The following is a 21,773-nucleotide window of genomic DNA, read 5'->3' on the forward strand; positions in this document are numbered from 1 at the left end:
ATCCAGGTGCCGGCCGGCCGATCGGCTAGCGCACAGCGCCACGGATGCTGGCATCCCGCGAGATCAGCAGCACCACCCGCCGGTTGCGGCTGCGTCCCTCACGGGTGTCGTTGCGTGCGACAGGCTGAAACTGACCGTAACCAATGGCGGCCATGCGCCGGGGATCCACCTGGTTTGCCGCCAGCAGGCGGACAACCGCTGCCGCCCGGGCGGCGGAAAGCTCCCAGTTCGAGGGGTAGGCGTCGGTACTGATCGGACGGTTGTCGGTAAATCCCTCAACCCGGATGGCATTGTCATGCCCGTGCAGGATGCCGGCGATGGATTCCACCACCGGGAAGGCGTCGTAATGGGGTTCGGCGGCGCCGGAGCTGAACAGCAGGCTGTTCTGCAGGCTCAGCTCGATCCACTCGTCGCTGGTCTCGACGGTGATCAGCCCCTGGTTGATGAGCGTCTGGAACTGATCCTGCAACTGGTTGGCGATGCTTTTCAGTTCGCGGCTGCGCCCCTCTTCCTCGTCGGCGTCGTTGGCCGGGGCCGTGGCCACGGGCGGCGCAATCACCTGGTCCTGGGCCGGCGGTTCGGGACGGGAAATACGGTCGCCGACGGTGATCGGCTCCACCGAGCGCTGCGGGGCGTTGAAAACGCCGGTCAGGGTTTCCGAGAGGACCTTGTACTTGCCTTCGTTGACCGACGAAACCGAATACATCACCACGAAGAAGCCGAACAGCAGCGTGATGAAATCCGCGTAGGAGATCAGCCAGCGTTCGCGGTTGTGTTGGTCGTCCTCTGTCGCTCGCCGACGCCGCATCGCTCCGTCCGTTCTATTGCCTGTCGGGCCTGCTGGCCGTCTATTGAATGAAGCCCTTGAGGCGCAGCTCGATGGATCTCGGGTTCTCGCCTTCGGCAATCGCAATGATGCCGTCAATCATCATGTCTTCGTAGCGCGAACGCTGGCGCGCGATACCACGAAGCTTGTTGGCCACCGGGAAGAACAGCAGGTTGGCTAGGGCCACACCGTAGATCGTCGCGACGAACGCCGTCGCGATGCCGGCGCCCAGGGTGCTGGGATCCTCAAGGTTGGTCATCACCTGGATCAGGCCCATCACGGCGCCGATGATCCCGATGGTCGGTGCATAGCCGCCCATGGCCTCGAACACCCGCGCCGCCTCCATGTCACTCTGTTCCCGGGCATCCAGTTCCACTTCCATGATGCTGCGGATGGTTTCGGTTTCAGCGCCGTCGACCAGCAGTTGCAGCCCCTTGCGGGCAAAGCGTTCCGGCTCTTTCTCCGCCATGTTCTCAAGGCCCAGCAGGCCCTGCTTGCGGGCGCGTACGCTCCAGTTGATGACCTTGTCGATGCCGTCTTCCAGACCGATATAGGGCGGGATAAACACCCAGCGGACCTGCACCAGCGCGCGTTTGATGACCGGCCAGGAGGTCTGCAGGATGGTGGCCGCCAGGGTGCCGCCGATGACGATCAGCCCGGCCGGTGCGTTGAACAGCGAGCCTAGGGCGCCGCCTTCAAGGAGATTTCCGCCGAGGATGGCTGCAAAGGCCAGGACAATGCCCAGCAGACTCAGCAGATCCATCAGCGAACCCCTTCGACCAGGCGAGCTCCCACATCTTCCAGCGCCAGGACCTCGTCACTCAGGCCGGCCTTGGCCACCGCCATGGGCATGCCATAGATCACCGACGATTTTTCATCCTGCGACCAGATCACACTGCCGGACTGCTTCATCATGCGGCAGCCCTCGCGACCGTCCGCCCCCATGCCGGTAAGGATGATGCCCAGGGTCTTGCCCGGAAAGCTACGCGCCAGCGAGCCGAAGGTCACGTCGACACAGGGCTTGTAGGTCAGGCGCGCATCGCTCTCGAGGATACGTACCCGCCCATGCGGCCCCTTGTTCTCGATCATCATCTGCTTGCCACCCGGCGCCAGCAGCGCGAGCCCCGGGCGCAGCATGTCGCCGTCCTCCGCCTGGCGCACCTCGATCTGACACAGCTTGTTGAGGCGATCGGCGAAAGCGGGCGTGAAACTGGCGGGCATGTGCTGGATCAGGACGATCGGCGACGGGAACCGGGCCGGCAGGCCGGTCAGCACCCGCTGCAGCGCAATCGGGCCGCCCGTGGAGGTGCCGATGCCCACCACGCTGAAACTGGGTGGCGAGGCCTTGCGCGACGGGCGCGGAGCTTCCGTTTCCGACTCGGTATCGCGGCGCGGCGCCGAGGGTCGGGCCTGGGGCCGAACCGGCGTGGAGCGGGATTCGGGTACCGACGGCGCCACCGGCGCCGGCCGGGAGCCGGGTCGACTGCGAGCCACGTCGAGGATGCGTTCGCGCAGGATGCGCTGCAGCTCGCTGTTATCCCGCGCGATCTCCTCGAAATTCTTGGGCAGGAAGTCGACCGCGCCGGCCTCCAGCGCGTCCAGGGTGACCCGGGCGCCCTCGTAGGTCAGGGACGAGAACATCAGCACCGGCACCGGCCGGCGCTTCATGATTTCGCGGACCGCGGTGATGCCGTCCATGATCGGCATCTCGTAGTCCATGGTGATGACGTCAGGACGCAGCTTCTCCGCCTGTTCCACGGCCTCGCGACCGTTGGTGGCGGTGCCCACCACGCGAATGTTGCCGGAGGCGTTGAGGATCTCGGTCAGCCGTTTCCGGAAGAATCCGGAATCGTCGACCACCAGGACGGATACCGACATGCGCGCCTCCCTGTTATCCGTAATGCTGCAGCAAGCTGGGCACATCGATAATCAGGGCGATCCGACCGTCCCCGGTGATGGTGGCTCCGGCCATGCCGGGTGTGCCGTGCAGCATGCGACCGAGCGGCTTGATCACCACCTCTTCCTGGCCGATCAACTGGTCGACCACAAAGCCCACCTGCCGGGTGCCCATGGCCACGATCACCACGTGTGCGTTCTCCGGCTCGGGTTCGCCGGCAGCGCCGTGAACCAGCCAGTTCTTGATCTTATAGAGCGGGAACACCTTGTCCCGCACCACGATGCATTCGCGGCCATCGACGATGTTTTTCTTGGTCAGATCCAGGTGGAAGATCTCCACCACGTTGACCAGTGGCAAGGCGAACGACTGATCTCCCAGCATGATCATCAGCGTGGGCATGATGGCCAGGGTCAGCGGCACCTTGATAATGATCCGCGACCCCTTACCCAGCTCCGACTCGATACCGATGGTGCCGTTGAGCTGGCTGATCTTGGTCTTGACCACGTCCATCCCGACGCCGCGGCCGGACACGTCGGAAATCTGGTCCTTGGTGGAAAAGCCCGGTGCGAAGATCAGGTTGTAGCATTCGCTGTTGGTCAGACGGTCGGCGGCTTCCTGTTCGTAGATGCCCTTCTCCACCGCTTTCTGGCGCAGCTTGTCGGGATCCATGCCGGCGCCGTCGTCCTCGATCACCAGCAGGATGTGGTCGCCTTCCTGCTCGGCGGACAGGGTCACCTTGCCCTTGCGCGGTTTGCCGGCATTCTCACGCACATCCGGCGCTTCAATGCCGTGGTCGACGGAGTTGCGCACCAGGTGCACCAACGGGTCCGCCAGCGCCTCGACCAGGTTCTTGTCCAGGTCGGTGTCCTCGCCGTGCATTACGAGGTCGATTTCCTTCTTGAGGCTTCGGGCCAGGTCGCGCACCACCCGCGGGAAGCGACCGAAGACTTTCTTGATCGGCTGCATGCGGGTGGCCATCACCGCCGACTGCAGATCCGCCGTGACCACATCCAGGTTGGACACGGCCTTGTGCATCTCGGTGTTCTCGCTCTGGTCGCCCAGGCGTTGCAGGCGGTTCCGCACCAGCACCAGCTCGCCCACCATGTTCATGATGTCGTCCAGGCGCTTGGTATCAACCCGCACCGAGGCCTCGGCCGTCGGCTGGGCGTCGCGCTGGGGTACCGCCGGCGAGGCCGGTGCTTTCTTGTCGTCAGCCGCTGGCTTGTTGTCGCCTGCACCCTGAGTGCTGGCAGCGGCGGGCTTCTGCGCCGGGCCGGTGGCCGGGCCCTTGCCCTTGCCGTGGAGCTCGTCCAGCAGGCTCTCAAACTCGTCGTCGGTGATCTTGTCGTCACCGCCGGCAGCGGCCTCCGGCGCCTTGCCGGCCGGCACGTCGGGGCTGGCACCGGCGGCGCCCTTGAACTGGCCCTTACCGTGCAGCTCGTCGAGCAGATTTTCGAATTCGTCGTCGGAGATCTCGTCGTCGGCGGCCGCGGCGCTTTCGTTGCTCTTGGCGGCATCCGCCGGCGTGCCGCCGTGCTTGCCCTTGCCGTGCAGCTCGTCCAGCAGATTCTCGAATTCGTCGTCGGAGATCTCGTCGTCCTGGTCGGCGTCGCCGGACTCGCTCTTCTCACCCTCCAGGGCGTCGAGCAACTGTTCGAACTCGTCGTCGGTGATGTCGCCCTGGTCGGCGCCACCGGCGGGATCGCTTTCAGTTGGGGCTGGCTGACGGTCCTCCACCGCCGGCTCGGCGGTTTTGGGCGCCGCACCTTCCGGCTCGGCCAGCGCGTCGAGGGCTGCGATCAACGCAGGGTCGGCCGGCGTTGGCTCTTCCCGGTTGCGCACCTGGTCGAACATGGCGTTGACGTTATCCAGCGCTTCGAGCACCACGTCCATCAGATCGGACGTCACCTGGCGCTTGTGGTTGCGCAGGGTGTCGAAGACATTCTCGGCGGAATGGCAGCAGTTGACGAGCGCCTCCAACTGGAGGAAGCCGGCGCCGCCCTTGACGGTATGGAAACCGCGGAAAATGGCATTCAGCAGGTCGCTGTTATCCGGCTGCTGCTCCAGGTCGACCAACTGCTCCGACAGTTTTTCGAGAATTTCTCCAGCCTCGATCAGGAAATCCTGGAGAATCTCTTCGTCAGCATCTAACGCCATGCAATGTCCTCACTTAAAAACCAAGGCTGGACAGGAGGTCATCGACATCATCCTGGCCGGATACGACATCCTCACGCTCGTCGGCGTGCATCTGCGGACCTTCCCCTTTCTCGATCGCCCGGGCCGGTTCTTCGCCCAGTTCATGGACGGTGCCGGTAATCTGGTCAACATGGCTGGCCATGACCACCAGGCTCAGGAGGTGCTCCTCCACTTCCTTGACCAGGGCGGTGACCTTCTGGATGACCTGCCCGGTCAGATCCTGGAAGTCCTGCGCCAGAAGTATTTCCGACAGGTGTGAGTACAGGATTTCCGTGTCGTTCGCGGTCTGGTCGAAGAAACGATCGATGCGGTGGTACAGTTCGCGGAATTCACCGGCACCGATTTCGCGACGACGCAGTTTTTTCCAGTCGTCGCGCAGTGCCAGGGCTTCCTCGCGCATGGCGCTGGCCTTGGGCATGGCCTCCTCGACCAGGTCCATGGTGCGGTTGGCGGCGCTGCCGGTCATTTCCACAACGTAGGCCAGCCGGTCCGAGGCATCGGTCATCTTGGACAGCGCTTCGCGCTGTTCGGCGTTCTGCGGATCGATCTGGAAATTGCGAATCGCTTCGTGGAGGCTGCGCGTCAAACGGCCAACCTCGTGGTACAGGCTCTGGTCCCGCACGTCGTTGAGCTCGTTGATCAGACGCATCGCCGCCGCGTAATCCCCGGCATCCACCTGCGCCTTGAGGTCAGTCGCCTGCTGCTTCAGCTTTTCGGTGACTTCAGGGTCGAGCTTCCCCGCATTGTCGTCTTTTGGATTGCCCATGATTGGCGCTCTGATATTCAGGACTGGATGCGTTCGAAGATCTTCTCAATCTTTTCCTTGAGGACCGCTGCCGTGAACGGTTTCACCACGTAGCCATTGACGCCGGCCTGGGCGGCGGCCACGATCTGGTCGCGCTTGGCTTCGGCTGTGACCATCAGGATGGGCAGGTCCTTAAGCATGTCGTCGGCACGACAGGCCTGCAACAGCTCGAAGCCGGACATGCCCGGCATGTTCCAGTCGGTGACGAGGAAGTCGTACTTGCCGCTCTTGAGCATGGGCAGCGCTGTGTTGCCGTCGTCGGCCTCGTCGGTATTGGTGAAACCGAGGTCGCGCAGCAGGTTCTTGATGATGCGCCGCATCGTGGAGAAATCATCCACGATCAGAATTTTCATGTTCTTGTCCAATGGGACCTCCAATCGTTACAACCCGGGATACCAATCGTGCCGGCCCGCCTCCTTCTGACCGGCCACACCGTGCCGGCGGGATCAAAAGGCACCGCCTATTCTGTCCAGTCCACGGACGCTGTAAAGCACCCGTTACCAAAAACTACAGTTTGTACCGTTCTCTAGTGTCGAATCAGCTCGATTGCCAGTCGCTCAGGCGCGCTTTCAGACGCAGTGCCGCCTGACTGTGGATCTGGCTGACGCGACTCTCGCTGACGCCGATGACCGCGCCGATTTCCTTGAGGTTAAGCTCTTCCTGGTAATACAGACTCAGGACCAGCTTTTCGCGCTCCGGCAGCCCATCGATGGCCTGGGCCAGACTGTGCCGGAAACCGGCTTCGGACAACTCCGCATAGGGGGCGTCAGATACCGCATCTTCATTGTCTATCGGCACCTCGCCGGATTCATTTAGCTCATCGAGACTAAAAAGTCGTCCTCCGCTCGAATCGGCGAGGCAGGCGTGGTATTCGTTGAGCGTCATTTCCAGCTCGGCGGCGACGTCCGCATCCCTGGCTTCCTCGCCGGTACGGGCCTCGACGGCCTTGATGGCCTGCGCGATGCGACGGGTGTTGCGATGGACGGAGCGCGGCACCCAGTCACCCCGGCGGATCTCGTCAACGATCGCGCCACGGATACGGATACCGGCGTAGGTTTCGAAGGAAGCGCCTTTATTGGCTTCGTATTTTTGCGCGGCCTCCAGCAGGCCGATCATGCCGGCCTGCATCAGGTCTTCCAACTGCACAGAGGCGGGCAGCCGCGCCATCATGTGCAGCGCGATCTTCTTCACCAGCGGCGCGTGATCCTCGACCAGTTGCCGGGCCGCACTCCGCTCACTGCTTTGTTGGTAGATTCCAAGGCCTTTTGCCAACGTCATCAATCCGGATTACCCAAACAGCCCGTTTGACCGCCATACCACCTGCCCTGTCGGCCGGCGTACTGCATCAGGCGTCAACCAGACGCTCTACGAAAAATTCCAGGTGCCCCCGCGGCGACGACGGCAATGGCCAGTTGTCGACTTTCTGGGCCAGGGCCTTGATGGCCAGCGACGCCTTGGCGCGGGGATAGGCTTCGAGCACTGCACGCTGACGTTGTACCGCTTTCTTGACCGCTTCGTCGAACGGGACGATGCCCTCATATTGTAGTGCAACATCCAGGAATCTCTCGGTCACCCGGGTCAACTTGCCGAACAGGTGCTTGCCTTCCTGGTCGTTGCGTACCTGGTTGGCCAGGATGCGGAAACGGTTAGTGCCGTAATCACGGTTCATCAGCTTGATCAGGGCGTAGGCGTCAGTGATGGAGGTGGGCTCGTCGCAGACCACCAGCAGCAGCTCCTGGGACGCTCGCAGGAAGCTGACCACGGATTCGGAGATGCCAGCCGCGGTGTCCACGATGAGCACGTCGATCTGGTCCCCCAGTTCACTGAACGCGTTGATCAGTCCGGCGTGTTCCATCGGCGTCAGTTGAGTCATGCGCTGGGTGCCGGAGGACGCCGGAACGATCTTGATGCCGCCCGGCCCGTCCACCAGGACGTCGCGCAGGTCGCACTGACCGTTCAGCACGTCGGACAGGTTGTGCTGGGCGGTGATGCCCAGCAGCACGTCGATGTTGGCCAGTCCCAGATCAGCGTCCAGGACCACCACACGACGCCCCATCTGAGCCAGGGCAATGGCCAGATTGACCGAAACGTTGCTCTTGCCAACGCCACCTTTGCCGCCGGATACGGCGATCACCTGAACCGGGTTTGGTCTACTCATGCCGGGTACAGTCTCTCACGACAGGTTGTGATTCTCTCGGCCGGTTCCGACCGGCTCTGTGTATGGACGGCTCCAGAACGATCGGCGGCTCCGGCAACCTTCCCGTATTCAGGCACCCGCTGCGACCATGGACGTCTCCCGCATCTGGCGCAGGCGTTCCACACCCAGGCGGACCAGCGGTGCGGACTGCGCGGGATGGATGTCTTCGGGAATGCGCTGGCCATCGGTGTAGTAGGCCACCCGAAGTCCGGTTTCCATGGCGAACCCGAGTACCTCGCCGAGCGTCAGGGCTTCATCCAGCTTGGTCATGATACACCCGGCAGGATTCGCCATCTTATAGCAATGCCACGTGGATTTCATGATCCGCGGCTGACTGGTGGCCGACAGCACGAGGTAGGGCTTGACCGGGTGATCGCTCGACGCCAGCTCTTCCAGCTGCTCCTGGTGGCCGCGATCGGCGTGGGTCAGGCCCGCGGTGTCGATCAGTACCAGACGCTTGTCGGACAGGTCGTCCAGAATCCGGTCGAGGGAATGGCTCTCGTCGACCACGCGTACCGGCACATTGAGGATGCGGCCGAAGACGAACAGCTGCTCATGGGCCGCCACCCGGTAGCGGTCGGTGGTGACCAGCGCCAGGGAATCCGGACCATGCTCAAGCACATAGCGCGCCGCCATCTTGCCGATGGTTGTGGTCTTGCCGGAGCCGGTGGGGCCGACCAACGCGACGATACCGCCCTGCTCGACAATCTCCTTATCCTGGGTCCGAACCCCCGCGGCGAGGGTCCGCAGCGCCTTCTTCCAGCCTTCTTCAAGGCGGCAGTGGCCCTGGTTACGGGCCAGTGACCCGGCCAGCTGGCTGGACAGACCAAACTCCTCCAGGCGCTCCGCCAGACGCTGCTGGCTGGCGACGGCCGGTTCCGCGGGCTGGGCTTTGCCTGGAGTCCGCTCACGACGCTCGTTGACCATGTCCCGCAGCGAATGAATTTCGGCACGCATGGCTTCCAGAGCCGCCTGCGTGGTATCCGGCGCCTCGCTCTGGGGCTCGGCATTTTCCGCTACCTCGGCGAATACGTCCGGCTCGCGCGGCTGGCGCTTTTCGCGGATTTCACGAATGCGGTCGCGGGAACGGCCGAGTTCTTCCTCCAGGCGGCGATGCTGTTCCGCCTGCATTTCGGCCAGGCGCGCGCCGTTGGTGGCATCCACCGCGGCATTGCCCAAACGCTGGCGCGCCAGATTCTCGTCATAATCAAGGGCCGTCACGATTTCGACACCGCCATCCACCCGTCGGTTGGACAGGATGACCGCGTCCTCGCCCATTTCCAGGCGAACCATCTTCAGCGCTTCGGCCATGGTTGGCGCAAAAAACCGTTTTACCTTCATGATGACTTTCCTCCGTCGGCGCCGCCGTCAGCGACGCCCTGCTCTGCGGGCCGGCCTTGCCTTACTGCTGGCCCACCGATGCCACAATCGTGATCTGTTTGTTATCCGGCACTTCCTGATAGGACAGGACGTGCAAGCGCTCTACGCCATAGCTGACAAAACGGGCCATGACCGGCCTCAACGGCCCGGACACCAGCAGGATCGCCGGTTTGCCCATCATCTCCTGACGCTGGGCGGCGTCGCGCAGGGAACGCTGCAGTCGCTCGACCATGTTGGGTTCGAGCACCAGGCCGATATCGTCCTGACCGCCGGATTGTTGACTCTGCTGCATGGACTTTAGCAACATCTGTTCCAACTCCGGATCCAGGGTGATCACCGGGATTTCGTGATCGCCGCCGCAGATGCTCTGGACGATCATTCGCCGCAGCGATTGCCGGGCCGCCGTGGTCAGCACGCGAGCGTCCTGGGTCTTGGGCTGGACGTTGACGATGGCCTCGGCGATCGAGCGCATGTCGCGGATCGGCACCTCTTCCTGGAGCAGGCTCTGCAGGACTTTCAGCAGCAGACTGATGGAGACGGTGTTGGGCACCAACTCCTCGGCCAGCTTGGGCGAGACCTTCTCCAGCTGTTCCAGCCACTTCTGGACCTCCTCGTGCCCCAGCAGCTCGTGGGCGTGCTTCTGCAGGATCTGGTTGAGGTGGGTGGCCACCACGGTACTGGCATCGACGACGGTGTAGCCGAGTGTCTGGGCCTGATCTTTCTTGTCGGGCTCGATCCAGCTGGCATCCAGGCCGAACGCCGGGTCCTTGCCCTCAATGCCCTCGATCTTGCCGAACACCTGCCCCGGGTCGATGGCCAGCTCCCGGTCCGGATGAATCTCCGCCTCGGCGATGGTCACGCCCATCAGGGTGATGCGGTACACATTGGGCATCAGGTCCAGGTTGTCGCGGATATGGACCGACGGCATCAGGAAACCGAGATCCTGGGACAGCTTCTTGCGCACGCCCTTGATCCGGGTCAGCAGTTGCCCGCCCTGGGACTTGTCCACCAGCGGAATCAGGCGGTAGCCCACTTCCAGGCCGACGATGTCGACGGTGGAGACGTCGTCCCAACCCAACTCTTTGGATTCCGCCGGCCCCGGCAGCGCCTGCCCCTGACCGCCGCCTTCACCACCCTGCGGACCGGCCGGCTGCGCGGTGCGAGGAACGCCACCACCCCGCGCCGGGAAGACGCTGTCGTCTTCCTCAACCGCCTGCTGCTGGCGCTTCCAGATGTAGTAGGCACCCGCACCGGCAATCAGGCCCAGCCCGATAAACGCCACGTGCGGCATGCCGGGGATGATGCCCAGGATGATCAGGATCGCGGCGGCAATCGCCAGCACCCGCGGCGCGGTGAACATCTGCGACAGGATCTGCTGGCCCATGTCCTGGCTGGAGGTCACCCGCGTCACCATAATGGCGGCGGAGGTGGACAGCAGCAGCGACGGGATCTGGGCGACCAGACCGTCACCGATGGTCAGCAACGCGTAGCTGCGCATGGCATCGCCGAAGGACAGGGCGTGCTGCAGCATGCCGATGACCACGCCGCCGGCGATGTTGATGAACAGGATCAGCAGACCGGCGATGGCATCGCCCTTCACGAATTTGCTGGCACCGTCCATGGAGCCGTAGAAGTCGGCTTCCTGGGCAATCTCGGAGCGGCGGGCCTTGGCTTCGTCCTGGTTGATCAGGCCGGCGTTGAGGTCCGCGTCGATCGCCATCTGCTTGCCGGGCATGGCATCCAGGGTGAAGCGGGCGCTGACTTCCGAAACCCGGCCGGCACCTTTGGTCACGACCATGAAGTTGATGATCACCAGGATGGCGAAGACCACCAGACCGACGGCGTAGTTACCACCGATCAGCACCGCGCCGAACGATTCGATCACCTTACCGGCGGCGTCGCCGCCTTCGTGACCGTTGAGCAGGACGATCCGGGTCGAGGCCACGTTCAGCGCCAGGCGCAGCAGCGTGGCCACCAGCAGCACCGTCGGGAAAGCGGCGAACTCCATCGGCCGCAGCGCGTAGACACACACCAGCAGGATGACGATGGACAGGGTGATGTTGAACGTAAACAGCACGTCCAGCAGGAACACCGGCATGGGCAGGATCATCATGCCCAGCAGCGCCATCAGCAGGATCGGGATCCCGAGATTGCCGTTTGTCAGGGATTTGACGTTATTCAGGACCAGCGCTCTGTCCACAGCCCGAAACTCTCCAGCTCGATCAACGTTTGTCTGTGCCGCGATGTCGTTTTTTTGACGGCACGACCGCATCTGGAGGGGTTTTCGCAATATCCATACCAATCGCCGCAAGAAGCTTTATCCGGGGCACCCCTGACTGACTGGACCGGGCAAGTGAGGTATCCTTGGTGAGATTTTATGTTCCTATTCTGAAAAGAAGGTGAGCCATGCCCGTCCTTGAGGTAAAGCACCCCCTGATCCGCCATAAACTCGGCCTCATGCGCCGGGCGGACATCAGCACCAAGAACTTCCGTGAGCTGGCACAGGAGGTCACCGCCCTGCTGACCTACGAAGCCACCCAGGATTTCCATCTGGAAAAACAGACCATCGAAGGCTGGGCCGGCCCGGTCGAAGTGGATCGCCTCAGCGGCAAGAAAGTGACGATCGTCCCCATCCTGCGTGCCGGAATGGGCATGCTCGAAGGCGTCCTCACCCTGATCCCCGGCGCCCGCGTGAGCGTGGTCGGCCAGGTCCGCGACGAGGAAACCCTGGAAGCGAGCACCTACCTGGAGAAGCTGGTGGGCGAACTGGACCAGCGTCTGGCGATGATCGTCGACCCCATGCTGGCGACCGGCGGCTCGCTGATCTCCACCATCGAACTGCTCAAGAAAGCGGGCAGCACCGAGATTCGAGCCCTGGTTCTGGTGGCCGCGCCGGAAGGCATCGAGAAAGTGCTGGAGGCCCATCCGGACGTGTCCATCTACACCGCCTCGATCGACGATCGCCTCAACGAGAAAGGCTACATCCTGCCTGGCCTGGGCGATGCCGGCGACAAGATCTTCGGCACCAAGCAAAAGGATAACTGAGCATGCCAGCTACCCCGAACGAACCGGTATGGCGCCAGGCCGTCGCCGGCGCACAGATGTTGCTGGTCGCCTTCGGCGCACTGGTACTGATGCCCCTGATCACGGGCATGGATCCGAACGTCGCGCTCTTCACGGCGGGCGTGGGCACGCTGATGTTCCAGATCATCACCGGCGGCCAGATCCCGATCTTCCTGGCCTCTTCCTTTGCCTTCATTGCCCCGATCCTGTCCGCCAAGGCCAAGTTCGGCATGGAGGAAACCCTGGGCGGCCTGGTCGCCGCCGGCCTCCTTTACATGCTCCTCAGTGGCGTGGTGAAACTGCGCGGCACCGGTTTCCTCAACCGCCTGCTGCCGCCCGTGGTGATCGGCCCGGTGATCATGGTGATTGGTCTGGGCCTGGCGCCGACCGCGGTCAACATGGCCATGGGCAAGGCCGGCGACGGCAGCGCCCAGCTGGTGCCCTACGACACCGCCATCTGGATCGCCATGATTTCGCTGGTCACCACCATCCTGTTCTCGGTCTTTGGCCGCGGCATGTTCCGGCTGATCCCGATCCTGTTCGGCGTACTGGTCGGCTACGTGCTGTCGGCGATCGTCGGCATCGTCGACCTGACGCCGATACGTGAAGCGGCCTGGTTTGGGCTGCCGAACTTCGTCACACCGGAATTCAGCTGGGGCGCCATCCTGTTCATGATCCCGGTGGCCATCGCCCCGGCCATCGAGCACATCGGCGACATCCTGGCCATCGGCACGGTGACCCGCAAGGACTACCTGAACAAGCCGGGCCTGCACCGCACTCTGCTGGGTGACGGTGTCGCCACCAGCACCGCGGCTTTCCTCGGCGGCCCGCCCAACACCACCTATTCCGAGGTGACCGGCGCGGTCATGCTGACCCGCAACTTCAACCCGCGGGTGATGATCTGGGCGGCCATCGTCGCTGTGGTCCTGGCCTTCATCGGCAAGTTCGGCGCCGCCCTGCAGACCATCCCGGTGCCAGTGATGGGCGGCATCCTGTGCCTGCTGTTCGGCTCCATCGCCGTGGTGGGGCTGAACACCCTGATCCGTCACCAGGTGGATCTGGCCGAAGCCCGCAATCTGGTCATCGTCGGCGTGACGCTGGTGTTCGGCATTGGCGGCATGGCCCTGGGCCACATCGAGGGCATCGCCCTGTGCGGTCTGGTCGCCATCGGCCTGAACCTGGCATTGCCCGGCAGCCAGGCGGCCTGGGGCGCCTCGGCCGCATCCAAGGGCGATACTCCGGCGGCAGAATAAGCGGGCCCTTGAGCAGCGCGCCGCCAGCCGGCGGCGCGCGGTTTTCAGGGGATCAGCCCTGATAACCAAGGAGCGACCATGACACGCCCGCTCGACAGTTCCGGCATCAGTTTCACCGCCCTCTACACCGGCGCCGTCTGGCAGCACAACGGCCTCTCGGAAGACGGGCTCACCCCGCCCGCCGGCCATACCCTGTACAACCTCATGACGCCCTTCGAGGGCCTGAGCCGCCTGGTCACCGGCGGCAACATCCGCACGTTCCTGCTGCAACGCCACCTGATCATTGACCAGTTGATTCACGACGCCATCGAGCACCGTGGCATCGGCCAGGTGCTGGAGATCGCCTGCGGCCTGTCACCTCGTGGTATCCGGCTGCGCCGGCGCTATCCTCACTTGCAGGTGCTGGAAGCCGACCTGCCCGCCATGGCCACCCGCAAGGCGGCCTATCTCGCCACCCACGGTTTTCTGGGCGAGCATCACCAGGTCCGCCCCATCGATATCTTCGCCGACGGCGGCCCCCTGGCCCTGGAACGGGTGATCGAGGACCAGTTTGACGCGGGACGGCCGCTGCTGGTGGTCACCGAGGGTCTCACCAGCTATTTCTCTCTCGACGACATCAGCCGGTTCTGGCGTCGCCTGGCGCGCTGCCTGGCACAACGGCCGGGCTCGGCCTACCTGACGGAAACCTACCTGCAGCCGGATGGCAAACTACTCGGTCGCGGGCTGGATCTGCTGCGCGGTGCATTGGGTCGAATGACCCGGGCCGACGTGAGCTTTCACTTTCACGACGGTGCCTCGGCCGCCCGGCACCTGGGCGGGCTCGGCTTTGATGATGTGCAGGCGATTGATCCGGAGGCTTACTACAGGCGGCTGCCGATTCCGGAAAGTCGGGGGACGCCACTGGTGCGGGTGCTGGATGCGAGGAGTTGAGTCGGTCGATGCAAAGGAGGAGCCGGCCCGGGCACCAACAGTGCCTCAGAAGCTCAAGCGTCTGCTGCATGCCCGAGCAGTTGCTACCAATGTAGCCGGAGCTTCAGCTTCGGAGCAGCCGGCAGGCTGCCGATAAAAACGCCAAGCCCCCGGAATGTTGCCAGCCCAGCCTTGTGTAAGGGACACTAGCTGTCCCGCCGCAGATCGCCGGGAATCGGGAAGTCCGGCATGCCCGGGCGCTCGCCCTGACCGCGACGATAGCGCCGCAGCTGGAACAGGTAGGCCAGCACCTGGGCGATGGCCACGTAGAGCCCGTGGGGGATTTCGCCGCCCACATCGGTGTTGTGATAGACCGCCCGGGTCAGCGGCGGGGTGCGCAGCACGTCGACCTTGTGCTCGCGGGCGATTTCCATGATCTTGAAGGCCACTTGGTCCGCGCCCTTGGCGACCACAATCGGCGCCGCCATTTTTTTCTGGTCGTACTTCAGCGCCACCGCGTAATGGGTCGGGTTGGTGATGACCACGTCCGCGGTCGGCACATCCTGCATCATGCGGCGCTGGGCCATTTCCCGCTGCAGCTGGCGAATCTTGCTTTTGACTTCCGGCTTGCCTTCGGTGTCCTTGAACTCGTCCTTGACCTCCTGCTTGGTCATGCGCAGCTTTTTCTGGTGGTCGTAGATCTGGAAGGGCACGTCGATGGCGGCGATGATGATGGTGGCGCAGGACAGCAGGAAAAAGCTCCAGCCCAGCGTCCAGACCACATGTTCCATGGCCGGCACTGGCGCTTCCTCGGCGATGGACAGCAAATCCTCGGTGCGCAAATCCAGGATCACCACCGCGATCACCATCACCAGCGCCACCTTGGCGACGGCCTTGACCAGCTCGATCAGTGAACGCATGGAAAACATGCGCTTGAGGCCCTTGAGCGGGTCCATGCGACTGAGTTTGGGGGCAATGGCCTTGCCGCTGAACAGCAGACCGCCGATGCCGATGGGCCCGGCGATCGCCGCCACCAGCAGCATCAGCAGGATCGGCGACAGCGCAATGGCGGCATCCTCGGCCGCCGCACCCAGCATGATCGCCATCTGGTTGGTGTCGAAGGCGCTCATGCGGTCGAACGAAAAACTGTGACGCATGATGCCTTCCAGCGAGGCGCCGAGGCTGGAGCCGAACATCAGCAGGCCGCTGGCGCCGGCCAACAACACCGCCATGGTCGCCAGTTCACGGGAGCGCGCGGTCTGGCCCTCCTCCCGGGCCTTCTCAAGCCTTCGGGGGGTGGCCTCTTCGGTCTTTTCCTGACTGTTTTCGTTTTCTTCAGCCATGATGGCAACCCAATTCCCGCCGTTGCGTCAGGGAAGACGCTCCAGCGAGCGCATGAATTCAAAGGTCTCCCGGGTGTACTGGTCAAAGTGCGGCAGAAAATCGCCGTGCAGCACCCAGATCGCAAACAATCCAAAAATCAGGCCAATCGGGAAACCGAGGGAGAAGATGTTCATCTGCGGCGCCGCTCGGGTCATCACGCCGAATGAAATGTTGACGATCAGCACCGCCGTCACGGCCGGAAGCGCCAACATCATGGCGGAAACGAACATCCAGCTGATGCGGTGGGCCAGCTCCCAGTAGGCATCAGGGCCCAGCCCCCCCTGCCCGATGGGCAGCGTGCGGAAACTCTCGAGGAAGATCTCGAAGGCCACCAGGTGGCCGTTCATGGCCAGGAACAACAGGGTCACGGTAATGGTGTAGATCTGCGACAGCACCGGCACGTTAACGCCGTTGGACGGGTCCACCATGGAGGCGAAACCCAGCCCCATCTGCATGGCGATCATCTGCCCGGCGATCACGAACAGCTGGAACAGCGCGGTGAGCACGAACCCCAGACCGGCGCCGATCATCACCTGATGGATGGTGATCACCACCGCATCGCCCGACAGCGCGTCCACCCGCGGCACGTCGCCAATCAGGGGCACCACCAGGATGGTCATCAGTAGCGCCAGCCCCAGGCGGATGCGCGCCGGCACCAGGCCCGCGCCGACGAACGGGATGGTCATCATGAAGCTGGCGATGCGGAACAGCGGCCAGAGATGCTGCCCAACCCATTGACCGATGCCGTCGGCCGCGATCTCCAGCGCCATGCTCAACCGATCAGGTAGGGAATGTTGGAAATCAGCCGTTCCGCGTGATCGGTCAGTTGCGTCAGCATCCAGGGGCCGAAGGCGATGATCGTGATCAGCGTGACCAGCAGTCGCGGCAGGAAGCTCAACGTCTGCTCGTTGATCTGGGTCGCCGCCTGGAAGGTACTGACGATGAGCCCCACCACCAGGCCGGGCCCGATGATCATGGCGGACAACAGCACGATCATCCAGAGGGCTTCACGCATGATGTCGATGACGGTTTCCGGCGTCATGAACGACCTCCCCTATATCCCGAAACTCGATGCCAGGGTTCCCATGATCAGGGCCCAGCCGTCCACCAGCACGAACAGCATGATCTTGAACGGCAACGAAATGATGATCGGCGACAGCATCATCATACCCATGGCCATCAGCACGCTGGCCACCACCATGTCGATAATCAGGAACGGGATGAACAGGATGAAGCCGATCTGGAACGCGGTTTTCAGTTCGCTGGTCACGAACGCCGGCATCAGCACCCAGAAGGACACGTCCTGGGGCGTCGCGGCCTGCTCGTCGGCGATGCGCATGAACAGACCCAGATCGTCTTCCCGGGTCTGCGCCAGCATGAACTCACGAAACGGCTCGGATGCCCGCTGAACCGCCTCCAGCGGCGCAATCTCCTCCGCCATGTAAGGCTGCAGCGCGTCTTCGTTCACCTGCTCAAGCACCGGGCGCATGATGAAGATGGTCAGGAACAGGGTCAGGCCGATCAGGATCTGGTTGGACGGCGTCGATTGCAGGCCCAGAGCCTGCCGCAGGATGGCGAAAACGATGATGATGCGGGTGAAGGACGTCATCATCATCAGCATGGCGGGCAGGAACGTCAGCGCCGTCATCAGCGCCAGGACCTGCAGCGTGACCGAGTACTCCTCGCCGCCGCCGTCCTCGGACGGCGTCACGGTGACGGCCGGGATGCCCGGCAGGTCGGCATGCGCCGGCCACGCCAGCAACAGCAGCGGCAGGGCCCGGATCAGTACCGCCAGCCAGCCGGACAGGCGCGTCACGCGTCACCTCCGCCGTCGCGACGGGAGGTGGACGACGGCCCGCCCCAGTTGCGACCGATCATGGCCTGCAGGCGCTTGGCAAACTCGCTGTCGTTGCCCGCCTTGCCGTCCACCACCGGCTCATCGAAAACATGCAGGGTGCGAATGGTATTGGCCGTGATGCCGACGAGAATCTGGGTGCCGCCCACTTCAATCAGGACGATGCGCTCACGCGCGCCGACGGACATGACGCTGACGATCTTGATGGCCTGGCTGTTCATGCCGGACAGGCCGTTCATGCGCTTGACCAGCCAGGCGCAGCCGAAGATCAGTGCAATCACCGCCAGCAGGCCGAGCGCCAGCGTCAGCAGCGAGCCAAGGCTGTCCGGGCCGTTGCTGGTGGCGGCCTCAGCGGCGGGCTGGCTCTGGGCCCAGAGGACCGGGCTGGCCAGCAGGCACCATCCGCTGAACAGGATACGTTGCAAGGTCTTTCCTCCACCTCGACGGAACCCCGACGGCGGCCGGGTTCCGGAAATACAGGCTACTTGGAGAGCCGCTTGATGCGTTCGCCCGGGCTGATCACATCGGTCAGCCGAATGCCGAACTTCTCGTTCACCATAACCACCTCGCCATGGGCGATCAGGGTGCCATTGACCAGTACGTCCAGCGGCTCGCCGGCCAGACGGTCCAGCTCAATGACCGAGCCCTGGTTGAGTTGCAGCAGGTTGCGAATGGGAATCTGGGTGTTGCCGACTTCCATGGAGATGGTCACCGGGATGTCGAGGATCACGTCGAGGTCCGGCGCCAGGCCGTCGCCCTGCTGGACGCCACCGTCCATGCCGAACTCCTCCATGGGCGCCGCCTTCACATCGCCGGCGGTCTCGGATTCGCCCTCGCCCGCCTCGGCCATGGCCGCTGCCCACTCATCGTCACGGCCACCGTCCTGGTCCTCGCCAGCATCGTCACCGGACTCGGACATGGCAGCCTCCCATTCGGCGGCGAGCTTCTCGTCTTCGCTCATCTCCTGCGGGTCTTTTTTCTGATCGTCGTCAGCCATGCCTGTTCACCTTCAATTGTTTCTTCACTTTGGGTCGTGCCGTGCGATCGGTCACGCGCAGTGCCAGGTTGCCGTCCCGGGTCCCGAGCTGGGCCTTATAGATGGGAATGCCGTTGGCCGTCACCGTCAGATCGTTTTCCAGCTCCACCGGAATCACGTCCCCGGCCTTGAGTTTGGCGATATCACGCAGGCTCAGCCGGCGCCGGCAAACGGTGGCGTTGACCGGCACGTTGACCGCCTTGATGTCTTCCTGCAGGGCATTTACCCAGCGTTCGTCGACTTCGTCGATGTCACTCTGGACGCCGGCATCCAGCACGTCGCGGATGGGCTCGATCATCGAGTACGGCAGCGCCATGTGCAGCTCGCCACCGCCGCCGTCCAGTTCGATGTGGAAGGTGCTGACCACCACCACTTCGCTGGGGCTGACAATGTTGGCCATGGCCGGATTGACCTCGGAACTGAGGTACTCGTAGTCGATCTTGAGCACGGCGTTCCAGGCTTCGCGCATGTCCTTGAACACCATGTCCAGCATCATCTGTACGATGCGGGTCTCGGTGGGGGTGAATTCACGCCCCTCGATCTTGGCGTGGCGCCCCTCCCCGCCGAAGAAATTATCCACCAGCTTGAACACCAGCTTTGCATCGAGGATGAACAGCCCGGTGCCACGCAGCGGCCGCATCTTGACCAGGTTGAGACTGGTGGGGACGTACAGCGTGTGTATGTACTCACCAAACTTCATGATCTGGACACCACCGGTGGAAACGTCGGCGTTGCGGCGCAGCAGGTTGAAGAGACTGATCCGGGTGTAGCGGGCAAAACGCTCGTTGATCATCTCCAGGGTGGGCATGCGCCCACGGACGATACGGTCCTGACTGGAGAGGTCGTAGGACTTGACCCCGGTGTCGTCCGTCTCGTCGTAGGTGTCGATGTCACCATCGTCAACGCCGTGCAGGAGCGCGTCGATTTCGTCTTGTGACAGTAAGTCCTGCATACCTTTAATCCGACCTCACGGGTTCGATCTGTCTGTTGTGATCAAACGGGCTGACGACTATTGCAGCACAAAATTCTCGAACAGGATCTGGTCAACCGGTTCGGCACCTTCCTGTTTCAGGACCTGATTGACGGTCTCCACCCCTTTCTGCAGCAACGCCTCCTTGCCCTCGGGCGTTTGCATCGCCTGGAAATCCTGGGCCCCGAACAGGGTCAGCAAACGGCTGCGAATCAGCGGCATGTGCGTTTGCGCGGCATCGAGTGCGGCCTGGTCGCGGCTCTGCAGGGCCACGAAAATCTGCATGTAGCGCTGTCGGCCCTCGCTGGCAAGCGTGACGATAAAGGGTTTGCTCATGGAATAGTAGTGGCTGGGCTCGAACACTTCGGCGGTTTCCGCCTCGCTATCGGCGTCCGCCTCGGCGCCGTCGTCACCCGATTTCAGGAACCAGAGGGTGCCGGCGACGGACAGGCCCACCGCCAGCAGGATCACCACAACCAGCAGGATGATCAGTTTCAGTTTGCCCTTGCCGCCCGGCTTTTCCGCATTTTCCGCCATAGATGTCCAACAGTCAGTTTATTGTCGTTTCGACCCGCTACCCGGAGGTTTGAGCAATAAGTGAGCCAACCTTTCCCGGAATGCCGCCAGATCATAAACAAAACAGAAGTTTAGCGTCTGGGTCGAAAGACATAAACCGTAGCCTGGTGGAACCACCGGCTAGGCGTACAGATCCACCTCGCCACGCCAACTCAGATCGAGGCTGCCGCCGGCCAGGGTCTGCTCGCCATCTTCCCCCTCAACACTGGACGCAAGCCCGGATCCACCGGATTCGCTTCCGCTGCCATCACCGGCCAGTTGCTGCTGTCCGCCCTGCTGGTCCGGTGTCTCCGCCGAGACCTCGAACCGGTCCAGGTTCAGCCCGTTCTCCTGCAGCATATCACGCAGGCGATGGCCGTTGAGTTCGAGCTGGTCACGAACCGCCGAATGGGTGGCGTGCACGGTGACATGGGCCTGGTCTTGCTGGACCTGGACGCGAACCTCCAGCGGGCCCAGGTCGGGCGGCGTGATGTGAATCTCGGCGGCGGACATGCGCTGGCTGGTCAACCACGCCAGTTTGCCGGCGACCTTCTCACCCCACTCGGCATGCTGCACCGGCAGCTCCACGCTGGTGGAATAGCTCTTCAGTCCGGCCATGGCGTCTCGCCCTTCCAGACCGCGCTGCAGGCTGGTGGCATTATTCTGCAGGTTGCCGGACTGGCTGTCCCCCTGCAGACCAGCCAGTTGACTGGAAAAATCAATCGCCTTGCCGTCGGCGGTCGCGGCCTTGCCCAGCAGGATGCCGGCCTGATCGCCCTTCGCCGTTGTGGTCAGGCCTTCCTTGAGCGCTCCCGCGTCAGAAGCTCCCTGGCCCGCCGCCAGCGCCTTGTCCAGAAGCTGGCTCAGCTTGGGGGTGCCCGGCTGGCCGCCGATGGCAGCCGAGCCCTGGACCGCCGTGGCGGCACTCGGCGCGCCCTTCAGGGCCGTGGCATCGGTGGGCGTACTGAACAGGAAGGGCAGACTGGCCTTGTCGGTGATTTCGGTATCGTCGCCGCTCTCCTGCCGGCTTCCGTCACTCACCTGTTCGGCCGTCCGGGTCTTGTCGGAATCGGCATCACGCCCACGGTCGGAACGATCCGCGGTCTGCGCCTCATCGTCGCGGGCTTTATCGGCCCTGTCGCTGCGTTCGGCGCTGCGGCGGTCTTCAGCTCGAGCGTCTTCAGCGCGTGACTTCTCGGTTTGGCGTTCCGCCTGCTGGTCAGCGCGCTGGCGATCCTCCGCACGCTGGTCCGACAGCCGCCGTTCCTCCGCCTGTTTTTCCTCCAGGCGCTGATCGGCGCGGCGCTGGTCCTCAGCCCGCTGTTCGGCACGTTGCTGCCGCTGCTCGCGGGCCTCTAGACGCGACTGCTCGCGCGCCGATACCTCGTCGAAGGCTTCGGAGGAGGACTCCGAAGCCGCATTATTCTTCACGCTTTCAGTCGAATTTC

22 protein-coding genes are annotated in these 21,773 nt (G+C 63.4%); 3 read left to right on the forward strand and 19 right to left on the reverse strand.

All coding sequences use genetic code 11. The features are described from left to right. Window positions 1-25: 25 nt before the first annotated feature. The 10 genes from motD to flhA form a co-directional block, all read right to left on the reverse strand. A complete protein-coding gene (gene motD / locus GQB00_RS13030) occupies window positions 26-808 on the reverse strand; it encodes a flagellar motor protein MotD (protein ID WP_111497703.1) in 783 nt (260 codons plus the stop codon). A 40-nt stretch (window positions 809-848) separates the two neighbouring features. Beyond that, entirely contained in the window at window positions 849-1,589 is a 741-nt protein-coding gene (locus GQB00_RS13035; RefSeq protein WP_165856665.1) for a flagellar motor protein, read from the reverse strand. Beyond that, window positions 1,589-2,704: a protein-glutamate methylesterase/protein-glutamine glutaminase gene (locus GQB00_RS13040; RefSeq protein WP_165856666.1), complete on the reverse strand. Its 1,116-nt coding sequence runs from the start codon at window positions 2,702-2,704 to the stop codon at window positions 1,589-1,591. Before GQB00_RS13040 ends, GQB00_RS13035 begins: the two co-directional genes overlap by 1 nt. 13 nt (window positions 2,705-2,717) lie before the next feature. Next, a complete protein-coding gene (locus GQB00_RS13045; protein ID WP_165856667.1) occupies window positions 2,718-4,880 on the reverse strand; it encodes a chemotaxis protein CheA in 2,163 nt (720 codons plus the stop codon). Between the two features lie 13 nt (window positions 4,881-4,893). After that, on the reverse strand, window positions 4,894-5,685 hold the full coding sequence (locus tag GQB00_RS13050) for a protein phosphatase CheZ (protein ID WP_111497707.1): 792 nt from the start codon (window positions 5,683-5,685) through the stop codon (window positions 4,894-4,896). Window positions 5,686-5,702: 17 nt separating this feature from the next. Beyond that, window positions 5,703-6,089, reverse strand: a complete 387-nt coding sequence (gene cheY / locus GQB00_RS13055; protein WP_165856668.1) for a chemotaxis response regulator CheY — start codon at window positions 6,087-6,089, stop codon at window positions 5,703-5,705. Between the two features lie 172 nt (window positions 6,090-6,261). Next, window positions 6,262-7,002: an RNA polymerase sigma factor FliA gene (locus GQB00_RS13060; protein ID WP_165856669.1), complete on the reverse strand. Its 741-nt coding sequence runs from the start codon at window positions 7,000-7,002 to the stop codon at window positions 6,262-6,264. A 67-nt stretch (window positions 7,003-7,069) separates the two neighbouring features. Further along, window positions 7,070-7,882 carry a MinD/ParA family protein gene (locus tag GQB00_RS13065; protein ID WP_165856670.1) on the reverse strand — a complete coding sequence of 271 codons (813 nt, stop codon included), beginning with the start codon at window positions 7,880-7,882 and terminating at the stop codon, window positions 7,070-7,072. 108 nt (window positions 7,883-7,990) lie between these two features. Continuing rightward, on the reverse strand, window positions 7,991-9,262 hold the full coding sequence (gene flhF, locus GQB00_RS13070) for a flagellar biosynthesis protein FlhF (RefSeq protein ID WP_111497711.1): 1,272 nt from the start codon (window positions 9,260-9,262) through the stop codon (window positions 7,991-7,993). A gap of 61 nt (window positions 9,263-9,323) precedes the next feature. After that, window positions 9,324-11,501, reverse strand: coding sequence for a flagellar biosynthesis protein FlhA (gene flhA, locus GQB00_RS13075; protein WP_111497712.1), 2,178 nt, complete (start codon window positions 11,499-11,501; stop codon window positions 9,324-9,326). A gap of 206 nt (window positions 11,502-11,707) precedes the next feature. Between flhA and upp the strand changes: the two genes are divergently transcribed. The 3 genes from upp to GQB00_RS13090 all read left to right on the forward strand — a co-directional run bounded on the left by upp (window position 11,708) and on the right by GQB00_RS13090 (window position 14,547). Beyond that, window positions 11,708-12,346 (forward strand): uracil phosphoribosyltransferase, encoded by a 639-nt coding sequence (gene upp / locus GQB00_RS13080; protein ID WP_165856671.1) that lies wholly within the window; start codon window positions 11,708-11,710, stop codon window positions 12,344-12,346. Window positions 12,347-12,348: 2 nt separating this feature from the next. Next, entirely contained in the window at window positions 12,349-13,617 is a 1,269-nt protein-coding gene (locus GQB00_RS13085) for a uracil-xanthine permease family protein (RefSeq protein ID WP_165856672.1), read from the forward strand. A 78-nt stretch (window positions 13,618-13,695) separates the two neighbouring features. Then, window positions 13,696-14,547, forward strand: a complete 852-nt coding sequence (locus GQB00_RS13090) for a class I SAM-dependent methyltransferase (protein ID WP_165856673.1) — start codon at window positions 13,696-13,698, stop codon at window positions 14,545-14,547. A 185-nt stretch (window positions 14,548-14,732) separates the two neighbouring features. Here GQB00_RS13090 and flhB read toward each other — a convergent pair whose 3' ends face one another. The 9 genes from flhB to GQB00_RS22090 all read right to left on the reverse strand — a co-directional run bounded on the left by flhB (window position 14,733) and on the right by GQB00_RS22090 (window position 21,756). Further along, window positions 14,733-15,869 carry a flagellar biosynthesis protein FlhB gene (gene flhB, locus GQB00_RS13095; protein WP_165856674.1) on the reverse strand — a complete coding sequence of 379 codons (1,137 nt, stop codon included), beginning with the start codon at window positions 15,867-15,869 and terminating at the stop codon, window positions 14,733-14,735. A gap of 27 nt (window positions 15,870-15,896) precedes the next feature. Continuing rightward, entirely contained in the window at window positions 15,897-16,679 is a 783-nt protein-coding gene (gene fliR, locus GQB00_RS13100; protein ID WP_111497717.1) for a flagellar biosynthetic protein FliR, read from the reverse strand. Between the two features lie 2 nt (window positions 16,680-16,681). Beyond that, complete coding sequence (gene fliQ, locus GQB00_RS13105) at window positions 16,682-16,951, reverse strand: flagellar biosynthesis protein FliQ (protein WP_111497718.1); 270 nt, start codon at window positions 16,949-16,951, stop codon at window positions 16,682-16,684. A gap of 12 nt (window positions 16,952-16,963) precedes the next feature. Beyond that, window positions 16,964-17,716 (reverse strand): flagellar type III secretion system pore protein FliP, encoded by a 753-nt coding sequence (gene fliP, locus GQB00_RS13110; RefSeq protein ID WP_207950822.1) that lies wholly within the window; start codon window positions 17,714-17,716, stop codon window positions 16,964-16,966. Window positions 17,717-17,721: 5 nt separating this feature from the next. Beyond that, on the reverse strand, window positions 17,722-18,189 hold the full coding sequence (gene fliO, locus GQB00_RS13115; protein WP_165856675.1) for a flagellar biosynthetic protein FliO: 468 nt from the start codon (window positions 18,187-18,189) through the stop codon (window positions 17,722-17,724). A 56-nt stretch (window positions 18,190-18,245) separates the two neighbouring features. After that, entirely contained in the window at window positions 18,246-18,761 is a 516-nt protein-coding gene (gene fliN, locus GQB00_RS13120) for a flagellar motor switch protein FliN (RefSeq protein WP_165856676.1), read from the reverse strand. Then, on the reverse strand, window positions 18,754-19,752 hold the full coding sequence (gene fliM / locus GQB00_RS13125) for a flagellar motor switch protein FliM (RefSeq protein WP_111497721.1): 999 nt from the start codon (window positions 19,750-19,752) through the stop codon (window positions 18,754-18,756). The genes fliN and fliM overlap by 8 nt, the downstream gene beginning before the upstream one ends. 57 nt (window positions 19,753-19,809) lie before the next feature. After that, on the reverse strand, window positions 19,810-20,307 hold the full coding sequence (locus tag GQB00_RS13130; protein WP_165856677.1) for a flagellar basal body-associated FliL family protein: 498 nt from the start codon (window positions 20,305-20,307) through the stop codon (window positions 19,810-19,812). Between the two features lie 159 nt (window positions 20,308-20,466). Beyond that, complete coding sequence (locus GQB00_RS22090; protein WP_165856678.1) at window positions 20,467-21,756, reverse strand: flagellar hook-length control protein FliK; 1,290 nt, start codon at window positions 21,754-21,756, stop codon at window positions 20,467-20,469. Between the last annotated feature and the right edge of the window lie 17 nt (window positions 21,757-21,773).

This window comes from Marinobacter sp. JSM 1782161, from assembly GCF_011421605.1.
GTDB classification, from domain to species: domain Bacteria; phylum Pseudomonadota; class Gammaproteobacteria; order Pseudomonadales; family Oleiphilaceae; genus Marinobacter_A; species Marinobacter_A bohaiensis.

Coding starts and splice junctions, on each gene's coding strand:
- motD (WP_111497703.1), bottom strand. CDS start 808: ATGCGGCGTCGGCGAGCGACAGAGGACGACCAACACAACCGCGAACGC.
- GQB00_RS13035 (WP_165856665.1), bottom strand. CDS start 1,589: ATGGATCTGCTGAGTCTGCTGGGCATTGTCCTGGCCTTTGCAGCCATC.
- GQB00_RS13040 (WP_165856666.1), bottom strand. CDS start 2,704: ATGTCGGTATCCGTCCTGGTGGTCGACGATTCCGGATTCTTCCGGAAA.
- GQB00_RS13045 (WP_165856667.1), bottom strand. CDS start 4,880: ATGGCGTTAGATGCTGACGAAGAGATTCTCCAGGATTTCCTGATCGAG.
- GQB00_RS13050 (WP_111497707.1), bottom strand. CDS start 5,685: ATGGGCAATCCAAAAGACGACAATGCGGGGAAGCTCGACCCTGAAGTC.
- GQB00_RS13060 (WP_165856669.1), bottom strand. CDS start 7,002: ATGACGTTGGCAAAAGGCCTTGGAATCTACCAACAAAGCAGTGAGCGG.
- GQB00_RS13065 (WP_165856670.1), bottom strand. CDS start 7,882: ATGAGTAGACCAAACCCGGTTCAGGTGATCGCCGTATCCGGCGGCAAA.
- flhF (WP_111497711.1), bottom strand. CDS start 9,262: ATGAAGGTAAAACGGTTTTTTGCGCCAACCATGGCCGAAGCGCTGAAG.
- upp (WP_165856671.1), top strand. CDS start 11,708: ATGCCCGTCCTTGAGGTAAAGCACCCCCTGATCCGCCATAAACTCGGC.
- GQB00_RS13085 (WP_165856672.1), top strand. CDS start 12,349: ATGCCAGCTACCCCGAACGAACCGGTATGGCGCCAGGCCGTCGCCGGC.
- GQB00_RS13090 (WP_165856673.1), top strand. CDS start 13,696: ATGACACGCCCGCTCGACAGTTCCGGCATCAGTTTCACCGCCCTCTAC.
- flhB (WP_165856674.1), bottom strand. CDS start 15,869: ATGGCTGAAGAAAACGAAAACAGTCAGGAAAAGACCGAAGAGGCCACC.
- fliR (WP_111497717.1), bottom strand. CDS start 16,679: ATGGCGCTGGAGATCGCGGCCGACGGCATCGGTCAATGGGTTGGGCAG.
- fliQ (WP_111497718.1), bottom strand. CDS start 16,951: ATGACGCCGGAAACCGTCATCGACATCATGCGTGAAGCCCTCTGGATG.
- fliN (WP_165856676.1), bottom strand. CDS start 18,761: ATGGCTGACGACGATCAGAAAAAAGACCCGCAGGAGATGAGCGAAGAC.
- fliM (WP_111497721.1), bottom strand. CDS start 19,752: ATGCAGGACTTACTGTCACAAGACGAAATCGACGCGCTCCTGCACGGC.
- GQB00_RS13130 (WP_165856677.1), bottom strand. CDS start 20,307: ATGGCGGAAAATGCGGAAAAGCCGGGCGGCAAGGGCAAACTGAAACTG.